The sequence below is a fragment of the Xanthobacter autotrophicus genome, from assembly GCF_030015065.1.
GTDB classification, from domain to species: Bacteria; Pseudomonadota; Alphaproteobacteria; order Rhizobiales; family Xanthobacteraceae; genus Xanthobacter; species Xanthobacter autotrophicus_D.
Window position 1 is genome coordinate 54224 of record NZ_JAIVFN010000006.1, and the last position, 17838, is coordinate 72061.

A 17838-nucleotide genomic window follows, 5' to 3' on the forward strand; every position below is an offset into this window, starting at 1 on the left:
AGCCATCTGCCCCATGTCTCTCAAGCCATTCGACTCCCTTCTCGAGCCCGATCCCCGGTTCGCTGACCTCTATGTTATTGAGCAAGATGTCGCGCGTCGAATGACGCTTCGAGACCATCATGCCGGAATAGTTGATGTCGGCTTGAAGGGTGCGGCACCCGTAGAGGTTCAAAAGGCCTTCGACAGAGCGCGTAGCATCATGCTTTACGCCTTTTTTGACTACGATCTCTTCGTGGTGGGAGAAATCCAAGCATTCGGAGCTTTCGAGCTAGCGCTCAAATTTCGTTTGAGTGGGCATGGTGGAGACGCACGCGGCACGCTGCGCAATCTGGTCGATCGAGCACGCAAAACGGGCGCGTTGCCGCCAATGGTCGAGGGCAGCATGCTGATGGCCGATCCTGTCGAGGCGCTTATCGCATTACGTAATGGTCTGTCCCACGGCAGCGCTGAAATTCATTCCCCCGGCATGGCGCTGAAGATCCTGGCGGCTTGCGCCGACTGGATCTATCTCCTGTTCCCGAGCCGGCCTGAATGAATCCGGCTCTTCTGATGTGACGCTGCTAGGGGAAAGCCTTCCCCTGCGGCCGAGCCAGGTCTCGGCCGACCCCATCGAGCGGGGAGCCCCCGCAACGCCCCTCAAGAGTCAGAGGGTGGACCGGTTTTCCGTGACGGGTTGACTGCCGGGAGAGAGGCTGCCGGCGCCCGTCATGGAGAACGATCCCATGAACGAACAGGTTCTGGACGCCCGCGGTGATCCGAGCGGCGGGTATAAGGTGGATGTCAATCGCGGCGAGCGCGTCGGCCGCGTGTCGTCGGAGTGGTTCTCCCGGCCGGCGGACGAACGCTATCTGTCCCTGTCGGAGCTGTATGGCGCGGTGCGCGGCCGGTCCGACCGGAGCCGGACCCGGACGGTGGAGAGCGCGGCTATCCGCGTCAAAGCGAGCCGAGAGGCGCCGGACCGGCTGACGCTCGCGCTGCCGGGGACGGAGGCTCCTGTTGCGCCGACCCACTGGAGCTTCGGCCAGCTTGCAAGCCTCATCGGCGCGCCGGCGGCCTACCTGCGGCAACTCCCGGCTCCGCTCGCCGGCATCAATCTGCAGCACGGCCTGCTGACGCACCGCGCTGAGCAGGTGAAGACGCTGGAGGTGGAGGACGGCCGCGTCGAGCTACGGGCCGTGACCGGTCCCGACTACGGCCGCATCTACGACCACGAGCTGGTGGATGCCGTGCGCCGCATCGCCGGCAATGGCACCGGCGACACCCGCTGGAAGGTGCCGGGTGTGCTCGACTGGTCGACAGGCATCTACAATCCCCGCGTCGACATCACCAAGGACACCACCACGCTCTACGCCTCGGATCGGGACGTCTTCCTGTTCCTGGTGGATGATCTCAATCCCATCGAGGCTGGCCGGCTGCCGGACGGCTCTCCGGACCTGTTTTTTCGGGGCTTCTATTGCTGGAACTCGGAGGTGGGCGCCAAGACGCTGGGGATCGCCAGCTTCTACCTGCGGGCCGTCTGCCAGAACCGCAACCTGTGGGGCGTCGAGGATTTCGAGGAGATCACCATCCGGCACTCCAAGTATGCCGCATCTCGGTTCGCCCATCAGGCGGCGCCGGCTTTGGAGCGCTTTGCTAACTCCTCCCCCATGCCCTTCGTCAACGGCATCAAGGCGGCACGCGAGCGCATCGTGGCGCGCACCGACGAGGACCGCACCGAGTTCCTGCGCCGCAAGGGCTTCTCCAAGGCGGAGACGCAGAAGGTGATCGAGACCGTGCTGGCCGAAGAAGGTCGCAAGCCGGAGAGCATCTTCGACTTCGTGCAGGGCATCACGGCCGTGGCCCGGGACAAGCCCCACCAGGATGCCCGCCTCGATCTGGAGGCGCGGGCGAAGAAACTCCTCGACCGCGCCGTCTGAGATCCGCGAAGCCGGAGATGCGGAATGTCGTGTCTCCGGCTTCGTGTTGTTCCGGATTTCCGGATCATCGGTTCTGCGGCGCTGCCCTCAGAGGAAGAGGGCGGCGCCGTCCTTCGTGACGGGTTGGAGGCCAGAGAGAGGTTCTCTGGCCGCCCGTCGCGGAGAAATATCCCATGGCCACGGCCGTTCAGAAGATCACCCTTTCGTCCTCCCGCGACATCCCTTTCAACAAGCTGGTGCTGAGTCAGGCCAACGTCCGCCGGGTGAAGGCGGGCGTCTCCATCGAGGAACTCGCCGAGGACATCGCCCGGCGCGGCCTGCTCCAGGGCCTCAATGTCCGAGCCGTGGTCGATCCCGACGGCGTCGAGACCGGCATGTATGAGATCCCGGCCGGCGGGCGGCGCTATCGGGCGCTGGAGCTGCTGGTGAAGCGCAAGCGCCTCGCCAGGACGGCCCCGGTGCCATGCATTGTCCGTGAGGGCGGCATCGCCGAGGAGGATTCCCTCGCCGAGAATGTCCAGCGCGCGCCGCTCCATCCCCTCGACCAGTTCCGTGCCTTTCTCGCTCTGCGGGAGAAGGGCCAGTCCGAGGAGGAGATCGCCGCCGCCTTCTTCGTCTCGGTCGCGGTGGTGAAGCAGCGGCTGAAGCTCGCCTCGCTCTCTCCGACGCTCCTCGACACCTATGCCGAGGATGGCCTCACCCTCGACCAGCTCATGGCCTTCACCGTATCGGGCGACCATGAACGGCAGGAGCAGGTGCTGGAGCGTCTCGCCCAAGCTTACGACAAGCAGCCCTATGTCATCCGGCGCATGCTGACGGAGGGCGCGGTGCGGGCATCCGACAAGCGGGCCCGCTTCATCGGCATCGAGGCCTACGAGATGGCCGGCGGCACGGTGCTGCGCGACCTGTTCCAGGGCGATGACGGTGGCTGGCTGCAGGATGTGCCCCTCGTCGACCGGATGGTGGCCGAGAAGCTCGTCGCCGAGGCCGACGTGATCCGGAGCGAGGGTTGGAAGTGGATCGAGGTCGCGCCGGACTTCGCCTATGGCCACACCTATGGCCTACGCCAATTGCGGGGCGAGCCCATGCATTTGACCGAAGCGGAGGAGGCTGCGCGGGAGGCAGCCCAGGGGGAATACGATCGTCTGTCCGAAGAACATGCCGATGTCGACGAGCTTCCCGAAGAGGTCGACGCGCGGCTCGGGGCACTCGAGGCGATGCTGGAGGCCTTCGAAGCGCGTCCTCTCGCGTTCGATCCGGCGGAGGTCGCCCGGGCCGGCGCCTTCGTCAGCATCGCACAGGATGGAAAGCTCCGGGTGGAACGGGGTTTCGTCCGCCCGGAGGACGAGGTGCCGGTCGAGGAGGACCATGACCCTTCCATCGAGACCGACGGTGCCAACCTCGTGGCCTCATCCCCTCGGCAGGAGGCGGCAGCAGGCGATGCTCCTGGCGAGCCCGAGGAGGAGGACGGCCTCACCCCCATCTCCGACCGGCTGCTCACGGAGCTGACCACCCACCGCACCCTCGGCCTGCGCCATTCGCTGGGCGAGCAGCCTGACGTCGCCTTCCTTGCCGCGGTCCATGCCCTGACGCTGAAAGCTTTCTACGCCTATGGCTCGGACAGCTGCCTTGAGCTCGATCTCAAGAGCGTCTCGTTCAATGCCCAGGCGCCGGGCCTCAATGACAGCGTCTCCGCCGAGTCCATTCGTGTCCGGCATGAGAGCTGGGCCAAGGCTCTGCCGAAGGAGCCGGGCACGCTCTGGGACACCTTGAGCGGGTGGGACCACGACAGCCGGGCCGCACTGTTCGCCCATGTGGTGAGCCTCTCGGTCAATGCGGTGCATGAGGCCTGGAACCGCCGTCCCCGCGCCTTCGCCCATGCCGATAGGCTGGCGCAGGCGGTGTCGCTCGACATGGCAGCCGTCGGATGGAAGCCCACGGTGGACACCTTCCTCGGCAGGGTCACCAAGGCCCGCATCCTGCAGGCGGTGACCGAGGCCAAGGGGGAGCGCCCGGCCGAGCGGATCGCCCACCTCAAGAAGGGCGACATGGCCCGGGAGGCCGAGACCCTCCTCGCCGACAGCGGCTGGCTCCCGGAGGCGCTGCGGACCCAGCCCTTGGACACCGTCGGCGAGGAAACGGCGGAGACCGACGGCGAAACGGCCATGGCCGACAGCGAAGACCTCGCCGACACTGAGGAGCCCGAAGCGATCTCCTCCTCGATCGCTGCCGAATAATCCTCCCCGGGCAACCTGGCCCGCCGTCTGTGGCTCCGCGATCCCCCCTATCGCGTGGCCCGGACGGCGGGCCATTTTCTTGGAGCGTCCCCATGACGGATGTGACCCATGATCTGGCCCGGCAGTTGGGGCGGCAGGCGGAGGCAGTCTGCCGCCATTATCTCTCCGCGGGCCGACGGCAGGGGCACTATTGGCAGGTCGGCGATGTTCGCAACTCTCCCGGCCGCTCCATGTTCGTGCGGCTGACGGACACCGCGAAGGGCCCAGCCGGAAAATGGACCGACGCTGCCACGGGCGAGCACGGCGACCTCCTCGACGTGATCCGCGAAAGCCGGGGCCTGCTCAACTTCACCGATGTGGTCGCAGAGGCTCAAGCATTTCTGCGCCTTCCACCAATCTCACCAGACGCGGAAGCTCCTCATGGCGGAAAGCAATGTTCCTCACGTGATCCGGTCATCTCGGCACGACGGCTGTTCGCCGCTGCAGAGCCGATTTCGGGCACAATCGTAGAGGCGTATCTGCGGACCCGCGGCATCTCGGCTTTGCACGAAACCGGAAGCTTGCGCTTTCATCCTCGCTGCTTCTATCGCCCGGCTGCGCACGGGCCCATTCAACCCCTGCCGGCCATGATCGCTGCCGTCACCGACCTCAGGGGACGGATCATGGGCATCCACCGGACGTGGCTCGCTCCGGACGGATCGGACAAGGCGGCAATCGCCACGCCCCGGCGGGCCATAGGTCACCTGCTGGAGCATGCCGTTCGCTTCGGCCGAGTTGATGACGTGATGGCTGCCGGAGAGGGCATCGAGACGATCCTTTCCCTCCGCGGCGTGTTGCCAAGCCTCCCGACGGCAGCGGCGCTCTCGGCCGCCCACCTTTCCGCCATCGCCTTTCCACCCGGGCTACGGCGGCTCTACATCGCCCGCGACACCGATCCGGCCGGCAACAGGGCACGGGACAGCCTCATTGCACGAGCGAACTCCACCGGGATCGAGGCCATCGTGCTCTCGCCGACGCTTGGCGACTTCAACGAAGATCTGCGCGCCTTTGGCGTTGACGCCTTGCGGGCGCAACTCCGATGTCAGCTTGCTCCCGAGGACGTCGCCCGCTTGTCCGTGACGAGCCCATGATCTGGAGTGGCTGCGAGCGGGAATGCTCTTCCGCCACGCTCTGATACCCACCGCCGACAGAGAACCCGCAGCCAGGCCTTCCAGAGGGCGATCGGCCGGCAGTCGTCCCGGACCGGCAATGGCTCCGGCCGGTGATTTTCCGTCGCCGGTGTTTCCCCACGACGCAGGCGTCGCAGGGCCCCGACACGCGGCGTTCCATCGCGAAGCAAAATCCCCGGCCTTCGCCATCCTCCGCTCACGCTCCGGCCCCGCGCTTCCCGCGGGGTGCAGGTCCGTCCCGCCCGCCGGCTTCGTCGCCATGAAGGCCGCAAGGCTGCGGTCCAACCGACGGAGCCTCCCATGAGCACCGAGCACGACGGACCCCGCCACGCTTCCTCTCCCACCGATCACCTGCTGCAGGAACTTCAGCTCTATGGCTACCGTCCCTCGGACGACGAAACGGATCCGCGGCCGCTTCCCGATGCCGACCGCATCACCGGCGCAATTGCCGACATCTTCGATGCCCTCATCGCGACGCTGCAAGACACTCGCCTCGAGCCGGACCTTCCCGATCTCCTGTGGTCGACCGTCCATCTCTTCCACCGTGCCGCCGGCCGTATCTCGGGCACCCTTGACGACAACGAGCAAGGCCAGCGCCGCAGCCAGCAGGAACAGGACGGCAGCGAGGTGCGCTCGGCGGAGCTGGAGCGACTCATCGCCGAGGGCCAGAGCCTCATGGAACGCCGCAACACCTTCGAGCTGATGCGCGACGAGGCTGCCGATGCCTTCGAACGGCACACCGGCTCAGCCTGGCGCCCGCGCTCCGGATCCCTGGTGAACCATCGGCACCTCACCGCAGCCCTCATCGACAGCCGCGATTTCCTCGCCGCCCGCAGGCGGGCTGAGACCGAGGTGATGATGCCCACAGGTCCGAAGATCGCCTTTTCCGGCGGCGACACGATGGACCACACGCACATCTGGGCGAAGCTCGATCAGGTCCGCGCGAAGCACCCTGACATGGTGCTGCTGCACGGTGGCTCGCCCAAGGGTGCCGAGAGGATCGCCGCCTGCTGGGCCGATGCCCGTAAGGTGCCGCAGGTCGCGTTCAAGCCCGACTGGACACGGCACGCCAAGGCCGCCCCCTTCAAGCGCAACGACCAGATGCTCTCGGTCATGCCCATCGGGGTCATTATCTTCCCCGGCACGGGCATCCAGGACAACCTCGCCGACAAGGCCCGCAAGCTCGGCATCCCGGTCTATCGGTTCGGGTCAGGCGGCGCATGAGCGCTGCCCCCTTCTCGACCATCGGAATCGAATTTCACGAGCCCTGAACGTTTCTCATGAAAGTGCTGGCTCCATTATCGATTTTCACCGGACTGACGAGCAGGACCTGTACTCATCAGACGTGTAGCTGAACAAAGCCTCCAGAGTCAGCTTATGCAGGGAGACGGCCGCACCTGCCGATCTTCGAGCGACCATCCACCCCCGCTTTTTTTGCGCTGATCCTTGGTCCGGCCGAGGGCCTGACGCCATCAACCCGCAAGGGGTCGGCTACGCACCGCGTGCCGCCGCTCCGCTTCGCCGTCGCGGTGATTGCGGCCATCGGCCGGACCAATCGGGCGCCTGTCAGCGGGGGATGGTCCTCCGCTTCGAGCAGGAGCCGGACCCCATGTCCTCTACCGATGCGCAGGCCTTCGCCCTCAGCCTTGCCAAGACCCTGATGGTCGTCATCGTGATCTTTCGCGCCGGCGACGGCAGCCTCTCGGTCGTGCCGGCCGACGAATTCGACGGCGATGCCTCCCAGATCGTCTGGGAGATTGATCCCTTCGCCAGATAGCGGAGGGAGCGCGGAAGTCCCGAGCATCCCCATTGCAGGGATTCCGGCGGCTTTTTCCCTTGCTATGCTGGTGATCGCGCCGCGGTGGTGGTGGTGGAAGGCGCAACCGTCAGAGCTTTCCTTATGGAGATACCACCATGATTTTCCTCGGCATCCTGCTTGGTCTCGCCGCCATCGCGTTATTCTGCTGGCTGCTGTTTACGCTCGCGGTCTTCGCGCTGCCGTTCTTCGCCGCTGTCAGCGCCGGCACTTGGGCACACCAAACCGGCGCGGGCTGGCTCGGTGCGATCGTCGTTGGCCTGATCGCCGGGGGCATCACGCTCGGCATCGGCCAGGTTCTGTTCGCGGTCGTTCGTCCGATGTGGGCGCGGCTCCTCTTTGCGCTCGCCTTCGTCATCCCGGCCGTCATCGTCGGCTATCACGCCACGCATGGCATCGCGAAGCTCGCCATGCCGTCCGAGACGTGGCAGATCGTCTTCTCGATCATCGGCGCTATTGCCATCGGCGTCACGACGCTGTTGCGGGTCGCGGCCAGCGCGTCCAGTTGGGACCTTGCGCAGATCTGAGCACGCTCCATGTCATTCGGCAGGGCCGGAGCCGAAAGAGCCTTGCCATCCATGCTGTCCGAGGATGCGGATCGGTGGCGCCGTCCGGATTGTGGCAGAGGCCCAAGCGGCGGTCGATCGCGATTACTTGAGACGAGACGACGCCACGTGGTCGGTCGCGGACCAGCGCATGATGGGAGCTATCTTATCTGGTCCTACCCGTCGCGGCGGAAGTGCACGGAGCCGGCCCGGAACGGGGGACGTGAAGCCGAAGAGGATCGGGCCGGTCTTCTGTGAGGTTGCGGAGGCCGCCATCATCCCCGTTCGGCATCCGTCCGTCGACGCGCCAAGTCGAACAGAGCCATTATTCATGGCTCACCCGATACCGCCCGCAAGCCCATAGAGCAGTCCGAGCACTGAACAGCCTGCCAAAATCGTCATCACGCCGAGGTGGAAGCGGAACACGGCGTTGAGCGCGGCAAGGGTGAGGATCAGGGACGCTGGCCGGATCGACGCCAACATCGGCACCTCCAGGCCCAGTCCCAGCGTGTTCAGCGTGATGATCTCGCCGAACAGCACGTGCAACAGGTGACCTCGTCGGCGCCCGCGTTGATCCTGCTCAAGGCGGTCCTTTCATGCGCACCTATGATGAGGCATAGTTCGCCGGTGAGGCGATGAGGCATATGATCAGGCTCAGGTCGGCAGCGGGGTGGGTGAAGGTGCTGCCAGCGATCCTGGTGGCAATGGCCATGCTGTTCGGACCCATCGCGAGCGCCTATTCCGCGCCGTGCCATGACGAGGATTCGGCATACGCAGCTGCGGCGGATCATCCGTACCAGATCGCCTCGCTTGATCCCGCAGATCATCATCCGGACGAGCCGACCCAACCCGCTGAACACGGAAAGTGCTGCAGCGTCTCCTGCAGTGTCTATGTGCCCGTGGCCGACGGCGCGAGCCTGCACGTTCTGGATCTGACCTTTGTTCGAGAGCCCTTTGATCTCGCCAACCAGGCCGCGGACGGCTTGGCGGTCTTGCCCGGCCTCGATCCCCCGCGTTTCCAGAGCTGATACCGGTCTCAACGCATTTCAGGCGTGAGGCGGACGCGCGAAGCAGCGCCCGTTGAGGGCGCCGGCGCGTCGACGTGCCGCAAGATGCCCCCGAAATCAGCGTCGGCCTCGTGCCGATGGCGAAACGAGGACCTTTCCATGTATGGTCGCGACACGCTTGCCGAGCCTATGGCCGGCACGGCTGCGCTTGGACAATCCGGACCGACTGGCACCGGAACCCCGCGGCAAACCCGAAATGCCCAAGGGAGCGCCTTCTCCAGCGATCCCGGAACGTTCGCTCGCGATTTCTTGTCCTATGGCAGGGACGTGGCCGAGCGCTGGATCCTGTTCTGGGACACGCTGCGCCAGCGGGCCGACAACATGCTGGCGCACGAGCGCGCCGGTAAGCCGGCTCTGCTCGACTTCGACTATGAGGTCCTGCTCGATGCCCGCCGGCTCGAGCGTCCGGCAAACTATGCCCTCCTGCGCGTGACCCGCGTGGGGGACGAGTGCCTGGAAGATTGTCTGGACGCGGCCAAGCCGCCCGTGGTGATCCTCGACCCGCGCGCCGGCCACGGCCCCGGCATCGGTGGCTTCAAGCAGGACTCCGAGGTCGGCATCGCCCTGCACCAGGGGCACCCCGTCTATTTCGTCACCTTCTATCCAGAGCCCGCCGCGGGGCAGACGCTCGCCGACGTGCTTCACGTGCTGCGGCGGTTCGTCGAGGAGGTGTCATGGCGACATTCCGGCGCCGCGCCTGTGCTCTATGGGAACTGCCAGGCCGGCTGGGCGGTGACGCTGCTCGCCGCGAACTGCGCGGGGCTGGCCGGACCGGCCGTGCTGAACGGGACCCCTCTGTCCTACTGGGCCGGCGAGACCGGCATCAACCCCATGCGCATCGCCGCCGGCTTCGAGGGCGGGGCGTGGTTGACACACCTTCTCGCCGACCTCGGGGACGGACGCTTCGACGGCGCCTTTCTGGTGCAGAACTTCGAGGGGCTGAAGCCCGAGGCGGTATGGGAGAAGTACGCGAACCTCTATGCCCACATGGATACTGAGCGGGAGCGGTTCCTCGCCTTCGAGCGCTGGTGGGGCGGCTATTACTTCCTGAGCCGCGAGGAGATCCTCGCCATCGTGGAGAACTTCTTCGTCGGCAACAGGCTGGAGCAGGGCCGCGTCCGGATCTGCGAAGGGTGCCATGCGGATCTCAGGCGCATCCGCAACCCGCTCGTGATCTTCGCATCCTATGGCGACAACATCACGCCGCCCCATCAGGCGCTCGGCTGGTTACCGATCGTGTACCAGGATACGGAAGATCTCAAGGCGGCGGGCCAGCGCATCGTCTATCTCATCAACCGCCATGTGGGTCACCTCGGCATCTTCGTTTCCGCAAAGGTTGCGCGGCTGGAGCATCGGGCCATCCTCGAGAGCCTGCCGCGGATCGAGACGCTCCCGCCCGGCCTCTACGAGATGAAGATCGACAATCCGTCCGGCGATCCCGATTGCCGTGAGGGCGCCTATCAGGTCCGCTTCGAGGCGCGCGAGGTGTCCGACATCCGCTTCGCCCGGCAGGACCCTGCCTTCGAGCGCGTGCGCGACCTGTCGGAGCGCAACGAAGCCTTCTACCGCACGTTCGTCAGCCCCTGGGTACGGGCGCTGACGACGCCCTGGTCGGCGGCGATGCTTGAGACGCTGCACCCAATGCGCACCAGCCGCTACCTGTTGTCGGAAGGCTTTATGCCCTGGATGCGCGATGTCCGATGGCTCGCGGAGCAGGTCGCCGCCGACCGGCATCCGGCCGCAGCGGACAACCCCTTCAAGGTCGAGGAGGAGCACGTCGTCTCGCGCGTCGCCGAGGGGATCGAGCAGGGCCGGCGCCTGCGGGACGCCCTGTGGGAGCGCCTCTTCGACAGTCTCTATGACGGCGTGGGCAGTGCCCACCCAGCCGGTGCGGACCCACAGCACAGGAGTGAGGGCACAGGGCCACAGGATACACGGAGCGGTTTGGATTTCCAGGCGGCCGGCATCAGCCGGACCGCAGCGATAGGAGAGAACTGACTATGACGACGTTTCGCAATCTGATGCTCGCCGGCGCGCTGCTGCTCTCGACGCCGGGCTTCGCCGAGGACGCGCACCATCCGCCGGAGGCCCAGCCTGCTGCGCCCCAGGCTGCCGCGCCGGCACCGCAGCCATCTCAGGCCACGCCGACGCCAGGTGGCCCTCAAGGCATGATGGGGCCGGGCATGATGGGGATGATGGGCCAGGGTGGCATGGGCATGATGGGCGGCGGAAACGCAGGGGCCGGCATGGGGATGAGCCAGATGATGGACCCCGACCGCATCGCAGGGCGCATCGCCTTCCTGAAGGCCGAACTGAAGATCACTGAGGCGCAGCAGCCCCTGTGGAGCGCATTCACGGAAGCGCTCAAGGCCAATCGCGCCATGATGGGTGACATGCAGGAGATGATGATGGCCGCGCAGGGCGGCTCGGCGCCGACCCTGCCGCAGCGGATCGACGGTCACGAGCGCATGCTCGTCGCCCGCCTCGAAGCGGTGCGCCGCCTCAAGGCCGCGCTCGGGCCGCTCTACGCGTCGTTCGACGAAGCGCAGAAGCGCACGGCGGACCAGCTCATGATGCCGGGTGGAATGGGCCCCATGTGAGCGTCGAACCTCGCTGGCGGGTCGGCGATCGCAGCCGGCCTGCTTCGCTCAGGTGGAGGAGGACCAAATGTCCTTGCATGACGACACCGGCCATATGCCGCGGCCCGGCAATGACACCGGCACGCGCGCCCCGCACCGAAGCTTCTGGCGCTCGCCCGGCGGCATCGTCGCCATCGGCTTTCTTCTCGCGGTGGCCTTTCTTTTGTTCTCGGAGCACCGCGTCCATGCGCTGGGGTATCTGCCCTTCCTCCTGCTGCTCGCCTGCCCGCTGATGCACATGTTCATGCATCACGGCCACGGCCATCATGCGGGACACCAGCCAGGCGAACGGCCGCCGGGTCCCGATGGGGGCAACCGATGACCGAGACCTCCGCTTATGGCCTGTGGGGCCTCGTGATCATCAACTCGGCGGTCTTCATCCTGTTTGCGGCAAGCTTCACCCGGCTGCAGACACCGCGGGACTGGCGCACGCTCGGGGCGTTCTCGGCCTTCATCCTTGCCCTGTTCACCGAGATGTACGGCTTTCCGCTGACCATCTATCTCCTGTCGGGATGGCTCGGCCGGCAGTTTCCCGGTGTCGATTTCTGGTCCCACGACGCCGGCCATCTGCTGGAGACCCTGTTCGGATGGCGCGTGAACCCCCATTTCGGGCCGTTCCACATCTTCAGCAATATTCTGATCTTCGGCGGCTTCTGGCTGCTCGTCGCGAGCTGGAACGTGCTTTATGCGGCCCAGCGCGATCACCGCCTCGCGACCGAAGGTCCCTATTCCCGCGTGCGGCATCCCCAGTACGCCGCTTTCGTCGTCATCATGTTCGGCTTCCTGCTGCAATGGCCGACGCTGGTCACGCTCGCCATGTTCCCCATTCTCGTCTCGGTCTATGTGCGGCTCGCACGGCAGGAAGAAGCCGCAGCCCGCACTGAGTTCGGGCCGACGTGGGATGATTATGCCAGCCGCGTCCCCGCCTTTTTCCCCGTATCGGAATTTCATCCGCGACAGCCCCTCGCTCCGGAGACCGCCCTCATGACTGAGCACGACACGCACGCCGGCCACCATCACCACCACGACCATGCAGTTCACCCGCCCGAAGGCGCCGGGATCGCGCCCACGGAAATGGTCAAGGATCCCGTCTGCGGCATGGAGGTGAACCCGGCCACCGCCGGGTTCCGGTCGGACTACGGCGGCAAGAGCTATTTCTTCTGCTCGGCAAAATGCCACGACAAATTCGACGCAAACCCTTCTGCCTATACCGCCGGTGCGGCGGAAACGCCGCCCGCAGCGAAGGGTCAGCCTCAAGGCGTGATCTACACCTGCCCCATGCACCCGCAGATCCGTCAGCTGGGACCGGGCAACTGCCCCATCTGCGGCATGACGCTGGAGCCCGAGGTGGCGACAGGCAAAACCGGTCCCAGCGCCGAGCTCGTGGACATGACGCGCCGCTTCTGGATCGGCCTTGCGCTGGCGCTGCCGGTGCTGGCCCTGGAGATGGGCGGGCACCTCACCAATCTCCACATGCTGCTCGGCGCGCAAGCGTCCAACTGGACCCAGCTCGTGTTGGCAACACCGGTGGTGCTGTGGGCGGGATGGCCGTTCTTCACCCGCGCCTGGCAGTCGCTGGTCACCCGCCGCCTCAACATGTTCACGCTGATCGCCATGGGCACGGGCGTGGCGTGGGCCTACAGCGTGGTGGCGACCTTCGCGCCGCAGATCTTCCCCGCGACCTTCCGCGCCGCCGACGGATCGGTTGCCATCTATTTCGAGGCCGCTGCCGTCATCACAGTGCTGGTCCTGCTCGGCCAGGTGCTGGAGCTGCGCGCCCGCGAGCAGACCGGCGGCGCCATCCGCGCCTTGCTCGACCTCGCCCCCAAGAGCGCCCGGCGCGTGCGTGACGACGGCAGCGACGAGGACGTGGCGCTGGAGGCGGTCGTGGTGGGCGACCGCCTGCGCGTGCGGCCAGGCGAGAAGGTGCCGGTGGATGGCAAGCTGGTCGAGGGCCGCTCCTCGGTGGACGAATCCATGATCACCGGCGAATCCATGCCAGTCACCAAGGACGTCGGCGCGAAGGTCATCGGCGGCACGCTCAACCAGAGCGGCGGCTTCGTCATGCGCGCCGGCAAGGTGGGGCGGGACACCATGCTGGCGCAGATCGTCCACATGGTGGCCGAGGCGCAACGCTCGCGCGCGCCGATCCAGCGCCTCGCCGACGAGGTATCCGGCTGGTTCGTGCCGGTGGTGATCGCCATCGCGGTCCTTGCCTTTGCGGCGTGGGGCATCTTTGGGCCGGAGCCGCGCTTCGCCCACGGGCTGATCGCCGCCGTGGCGGTGCTCATCATCGCCTGCCCCTGTGCGCTCGGGCTGGCGACGCCCATGTCCATCATGGTGGGCGTCGGTCGCGGCGCATCCATGGGCGTGCTCATCAAGAATGCCGAGGCGCTGGAGCGGTTCGAGAAGGTGGACACGCTGGTGGTGGACAAGACCGGCACCCTGACGGAAGGCAAGCCGAAGGTGGTCGCGCTGAAGACGGCCGGCGCCTTGGAAGAGGACGCGCTCCTGCGGCTTGCGGCGACGCTCGAGCGGGCGAGCGAGCACCCGCTCGCGGCGGCCATCGTCGCCGCGGCGGAGGAGCGCGCCCTGCCTCTCGGCGAGGCCCAGGATTTCGACAGCCCGGTGGGCAAGGGCGTGACTGGCACGGTGGACGGCCAAAAGCTCGTCATCGGCAGCCACCGCATCATGGGCGAGGAAGGCGTGGACCTCTCCCCCCTGTCGGCCGAGGCCGAGGCGCTACGCGCCGATGGTGCCACCGTGATCTTCGTTGCAATGGACGGGCGCATCGGCGGCCTCATCGCCATCGCCGACCCGGTCAAGGCGACCACCCCCGTGGCCTTGGCGGCGCTCCGGGCCGCCGGGGTCCGCGTCGTCATGCTCACCGGCGACAATCGGACGACCGCCGAGGCGGTGGCCCGGCGCCTGGGCATCGACGAGGTGGAAGCAGAGGTGCTGCCGGAGAACAAGGCGCAGGTGGTGACGCGGCTGCGCCAGGAAGGGCGGATCGTCGCCATGGCCGGCGACGGCGTGAACGATGCGCCCGCCCTCGCCGCGGCGGACGTCGGCGTCGCCATGGGTACCGGGACGGACGTCGCCATCGAGAGCGCCGGCGTGACGCTGCTGAAGGGCGATCTCCAGGGCATCGCCCGCGCCCGGCAGCTGAGCCACGCCACCATGAGCAACATCCGCCAGAACCTGTTCTTCGCTTTCATCTACAATGCGGCCGGCATACCGGTGGCGGCGGGCGTGCTCTATCCCCTGTTCGGGCTTCTGCTGTCGCCCATCATCGCCGCCGCGGCCATGGCGCTGTCATCGGTCAGCGTCATCGCCAATGCCCTGCGCCTGCGGCGCACGCCGCTTGGCTAAGGCGTCCTCGTTCTTGGACTGCAGAGACGGATCCGGCTCCAGGGAGGGAACCATGCTGAATTTCGACGGAATGATGGGCTCCGGCATGTGGGGGATGTGGCTGTTCGGCCTCCTGATCCTGGTCCTGGTCGTCCTCGGGATCGCGGCGCTCCTCAAGTATCTCGGCCGATGAGAGTGCGTCCCGGGGACGAAAGGGGTGGGCAGGCCAAGCCTGTCCACCGCCCCCTGTCGGACAGGACCAGCGCGCCTCCCGCGACGATGGTCGGCGGGACCGCCTCAGGACTTCCGGCTGGGATCGAAGGTGATCACGAGCGCGGATGCGAGGAGGGCGAAGACGGCGCCGACGATGAACGTCGCCCGGGCGCCACTGATGTCCCACAGCAGCCCGGCGGCAAGGCTCGCCGCCAGCGTCGCGAGGCCAGTGGCGAGGTTGAACAGGCCGAAGGCTGATCCGCGCAGCGCCGCCGGGGCGTTCTGGGCCACGAGCTTGGCGAGAAGGCCCTGGGTGAGCGCCATGAGCGCGCCCCACAAGCCGATGCCGAGGAACGCCCCCCACAGGCCCGGGACGAAGGCGAGGGAGAGGTCGGCCGCCACCAGCACGGCAAGGCCGCTGAGCAAAAGCCGCTCCGGCGGCGCCTGATCCGACCAGGCGCCGGCGGGTTAGGCGCCGAGGGAATAGACGACATTCATCGCGACGAGCACGAACGGAGCGAGCGCCAGCGGCAGTCCCTCGTCGTAGGCATTCAGGACGAGGAAGGCCTCGCTGAAGCGCGCGAGCGTGAAGACGACACCGATGGCCACGACGACAAGGAAGGGACGTTCGAGGCGCCTGAGATCCGCGATCCGCACCGGTGGAGGCCGGCCTGTTCCAACCGTGCCCACGGACCTGTCCTCGACGCCGAGGACGACGCAGAGCACGGCAAGAGCGCCGGGAACGAGGGCGACCCAGAAGACGGCCCGCATGTCGTCGGCGAACAGCGCCATCAGCGCGACGGCAAGCAGCGGCCCGACGAAGGCGCCCACCGTGTCGAGGGCCTGGCGCAGGCCATAGGCGCGTCCGCGGATCTCGGGCGGGGTGACGTCGGCCGCAAGCGCATCGCAGGGCGCGCCCCGGATGCCCTTGCCGACGCGGTCGGCGAAGCGCGCGGCGAACACCATCGCCGGAGCGCCGGCCAGGGCAAAGAACGGCTTGGATGCGGCGCCGAACCCGTAGCCGAGCAGGATCAGCGGCTTGCGCCGACCGAAGTGGTCCGACAAATAGCCCGAGAAGACCTTCGCGATCTGCGCGCTGGATTCCCCCACGCCCTCGATCATGCCCATCATGGCGACGCTCGCACCGAGGGTGCCGGCGAGGAAGAGCGGCAGCAGCGCGTGGATCATCTCGGACGAGATTTCCATGAACATGCTGACGAAGCCGAGGGCCCAGACGGTCCTCGGGATGGCGGGGCGCGGACCTGCAGCCTCCCGCCAGGCTTCCTGCTGCTTCCTGTCCACCTCGATCGTCAAGCCACCTTCACCACCGCCATCATCCCGGTGGCCATGTGATAGAGGTGGTGGCAGTGCAGGAACCACTCGCCCCTCTGCCCGGCATCGAAGGCGATGGTCACGGGCGTGTGCGGCGGCACCATCACCGTGTCGCGCAGGGCGCCTGCAAAGCGGCGCCCGCCGATGCCCACCACCTGGAAATGGTGGCCGTGCAGGTGCATGGGATGGCTCATGCCGGTGGGGTTCAGGAAGGTCATCTCCACCCGCTCGCCCTGCTGCACGCTGAAGGGCACGTCCTCCCCGTGGATGCGGCCGTTGATGGTCCAGCGATAGCCCGGCTCCTCGCCCAGCATGATGGGGAAGACCTTGTCCGCCCGCCGCGCCGGGAGAGGATTTAAGGCGGAAAGCCGCCCCTCGAAGGCGAGGTCGAGAAGCCCCTGCGGTCTGTCGGCCGTCTCCCCGAGGCGGGCGATGGCAGCACCGGCCGTCGCCAGCACGAAGCCGGTGCGACGGGGCGAGGCCTCCACCTGCGCCAGCACCGGAAAGGCACCGCCCCCTGCCGGGATCTCCACGAGGAGGTCGATGCGCTGTCCCTGGGCGAGCGGAAAGGCATCCGCCACCAGCGGGGCGCAAGGCGTGCCATCGACCGCGATGCAGGTCGCCTTCAGGCCCGGCACGGTTATGAAGAAGGCGGTGGCGGTGCCGCCATTGATGATGCGGAGCCGCACCCGACCGCCCTTCTCCACCTGCACCACCTCGGGATCGGCGAGGGTGCGGCGGTTGGCAAGGAAGGCGTCGTAGGCAACATCGTTGGCGTGCACCATCATGCCGCCGCCTTGCATACCTCCCCCCTGCATCGCGGCGCCCATTCCAGCGCCCGGCCCGGCACCCATTCCCCCCATGCCGTGGCCGGAGTGGTCCATTCCCGGCATCGCCATTCCCGGCATGCCTTGCATCTGCTGGCCCATGCCGTGACCACCGTGGCCGCCGTGTGCGTTCGCTCCGCCGAGTTCGGCCAGGATCTCCTCCGGGCTGCGGAAGGAGAAGTCGTGCAGCATCACCACCACGTCCTGGACATCGCCCGCGTCCGCCTCCCGGGTGACGAGGGGCGCGGCGAGCAATTGCTGCTCGCTCAAGGTGTGGGAGTGCATCCAGTGGGTGCCCGGGGTAAGGCGGAAATCCACCTGATCGATGCCCCCGGGGGCAAGTTCGCCGCCATTGGGACGGGCGAGGTCCTGGTCCGGCGGGGCGAAGATCTGGCCGTGCCAGTGCATCACCGCAGGGCTCTGCGAGGCGTTGAGCACCGCGCCGGTGAGCCGGTCTCCCTCCTTGGCGAAGAGGCCCTCGCCGGAAGGGCCCTTAACGGCGAACACCTTCGCCGCCTTGCCGTTCACGTCGAGGGTGAGGCTTTCCACCGTGAGAAGCGGAGCCGCAAGGGCGCGCTGCCAGCCGCTGGAGAAGGCGAGGGCGCCGAGCGCCGCGCCACCGGTCAGGACGGCGCGGCGGGAGAGGGCGGATTGGAACACGGGTCGGGTCATGATCGGCCTCTTTGGCTCGTCGCCGGGCAGACGAGGCGAAGCGAAGGGGTTTCG

The 17838-nt window shown here is 67.1% G+C and carries 14 protein-coding genes and 2 pseudogenes; 13 read left to right on the forward strand and 3 right to left on the reverse strand.

The features are described 5' to 3' along the window. Positions 1–13: 13 nt before the first annotated feature. The 7 genes from K9U40_RS02975 to K9U40_RS03005 all read left to right on the forward strand — a co-directional run bounded on the left by K9U40_RS02975 (position 14) and on the right by K9U40_RS03005 (position 7665). The gene (locus K9U40_RS02975) at positions 14–535 is read left to right on the forward strand and encodes a hypothetical protein (protein WP_012116548.1); all 522 of its coding nucleotides are present in this window, start codon (positions 14–16) and stop codon (positions 533–535) included. A gap of 187 nt (positions 536–722) precedes the next feature. Further along, complete coding sequence (locus K9U40_RS02980) at positions 723–1916, forward strand: hypothetical protein (RefSeq protein ID WP_012116549.1); 1194 nt, start codon at positions 723–725, stop codon at positions 1914–1916. Between the two features lie 173 nt (positions 1917–2089). Then, entirely contained in the window at positions 2090–4153 is a 2064-nt protein-coding gene (locus K9U40_RS02985; protein WP_012116550.1) for a ParB/RepB/Spo0J family partition protein, read from the forward strand. Positions 4154–4245: 92 nt separating this feature from the next. Further along, a complete protein-coding gene (locus tag K9U40_RS02990) occupies positions 4246–5283 on the forward strand; it encodes a DUF7146 domain-containing protein (protein WP_149577259.1) in 1038 nt (345 codons plus the stop codon). Positions 5284–5622: 339 nt separating this feature from the next. Continuing rightward, positions 5623–6546 carry a DUF2493 domain-containing protein gene (locus K9U40_RS02995; protein WP_012116552.1) on the forward strand — a complete coding sequence of 308 codons (924 nt, stop codon included), beginning with the start codon at positions 5623–5625 and terminating at the stop codon, positions 6544–6546. A gap of 385 nt (positions 6547–6931) precedes the next feature. Then, on the forward strand, positions 6932–7099 hold the full coding sequence (locus K9U40_RS03000; protein ID WP_188079546.1) for a hypothetical protein: 168 nt from the start codon (positions 6932–6934) through the stop codon (positions 7097–7099). Positions 7100–7236: 137 nt separating this feature from the next. Then, the gene (locus K9U40_RS03005; protein WP_012116554.1) at positions 7237–7665 is read left to right on the forward strand and encodes a hypothetical protein; all 429 of its coding nucleotides are present in this window, start codon (positions 7237–7239) and stop codon (positions 7663–7665) included. Positions 7666–8019: 354 nt separating this feature from the next. Here K9U40_RS03005 and K9U40_RS03010 read toward each other — a convergent pair whose 3' ends face one another. Next, positions 8020–8229 (reverse strand): hypothetical protein, encoded by a 210-nt coding sequence (locus K9U40_RS03010; protein ID WP_012116555.1) that lies wholly within the window; start codon positions 8227–8229, stop codon positions 8020–8022. Positions 8230–8357: 128 nt separating this feature from the next. Here K9U40_RS03010 and K9U40_RS03015 point away from each other — a divergent pair, with 128 nt between their 5' ends. From K9U40_RS03015 to K9U40_RS03040, 6 genes and pseudogenes are all read left to right on the forward strand, one after another. After that, the gene (locus tag K9U40_RS03015; protein WP_232847539.1) at positions 8358–8711 is read left to right on the forward strand and encodes a hypothetical protein; all 354 of its coding nucleotides are present in this window, start codon (positions 8358–8360) and stop codon (positions 8709–8711) included. Positions 8712–8849: 138 nt separating this feature from the next. Continuing rightward, on the forward strand, positions 8850–10748 hold the full coding sequence (locus tag K9U40_RS03020) for a DUF3141 domain-containing protein (protein ID WP_149577258.1): 1899 nt from the start codon (positions 8850–8852) through the stop codon (positions 10746–10748). Between the two features lie 2 nt (positions 10749–10750). Further along, entirely contained in the window at positions 10751–11350 is a 600-nt protein-coding gene (locus tag K9U40_RS03025) for a Spy/CpxP family protein refolding chaperone (RefSeq protein WP_149577257.1), read from the forward strand. A gap of 67 nt (positions 11351–11417) precedes the next feature. Then, positions 11418–11711 carry a DUF2933 domain-containing protein gene (locus K9U40_RS03030; protein ID WP_188079545.1) on the forward strand — a complete coding sequence of 98 codons (294 nt, stop codon included), beginning with the start codon at positions 11418–11420 and terminating at the stop codon, positions 11709–11711. A gap of 152 nt (positions 11712–11863) precedes the next feature. Beyond that, positions 11864–12220: pseudogene (locus K9U40_RS03035) on the forward strand (methyltransferase family protein); the annotation flags it as partial. 153 nt (positions 12221–12373) lie between these two features. After that, positions 12374–14761: a heavy metal translocating P-type ATPase gene (locus tag K9U40_RS03040; protein WP_232847551.1), complete on the forward strand. Its 2388-nt coding sequence runs from the start codon at positions 12374–12376 to the stop codon at positions 14759–14761. A gap of 276 nt (positions 14762–15037) precedes the next feature. Here the strand turns inward: K9U40_RS03040 and K9U40_RS03045 are convergent. Together K9U40_RS03045 and K9U40_RS03050 are read right to left on the reverse strand one after the other, a co-directional pair. Continuing rightward, positions 15038–16165, reverse strand: a pseudogene (locus tag K9U40_RS03045) (MFS transporter). A 98-nt stretch (positions 16166–16263) separates the two neighbouring features. After that, positions 16264–17784, reverse strand: a complete 1521-nt coding sequence (locus tag K9U40_RS03050) for a multicopper oxidase family protein (protein ID WP_149577255.1) — start codon at positions 17782–17784, stop codon at positions 16264–16266. Between the last annotated feature and the right edge of the window lie 54 nt (positions 17785–17838).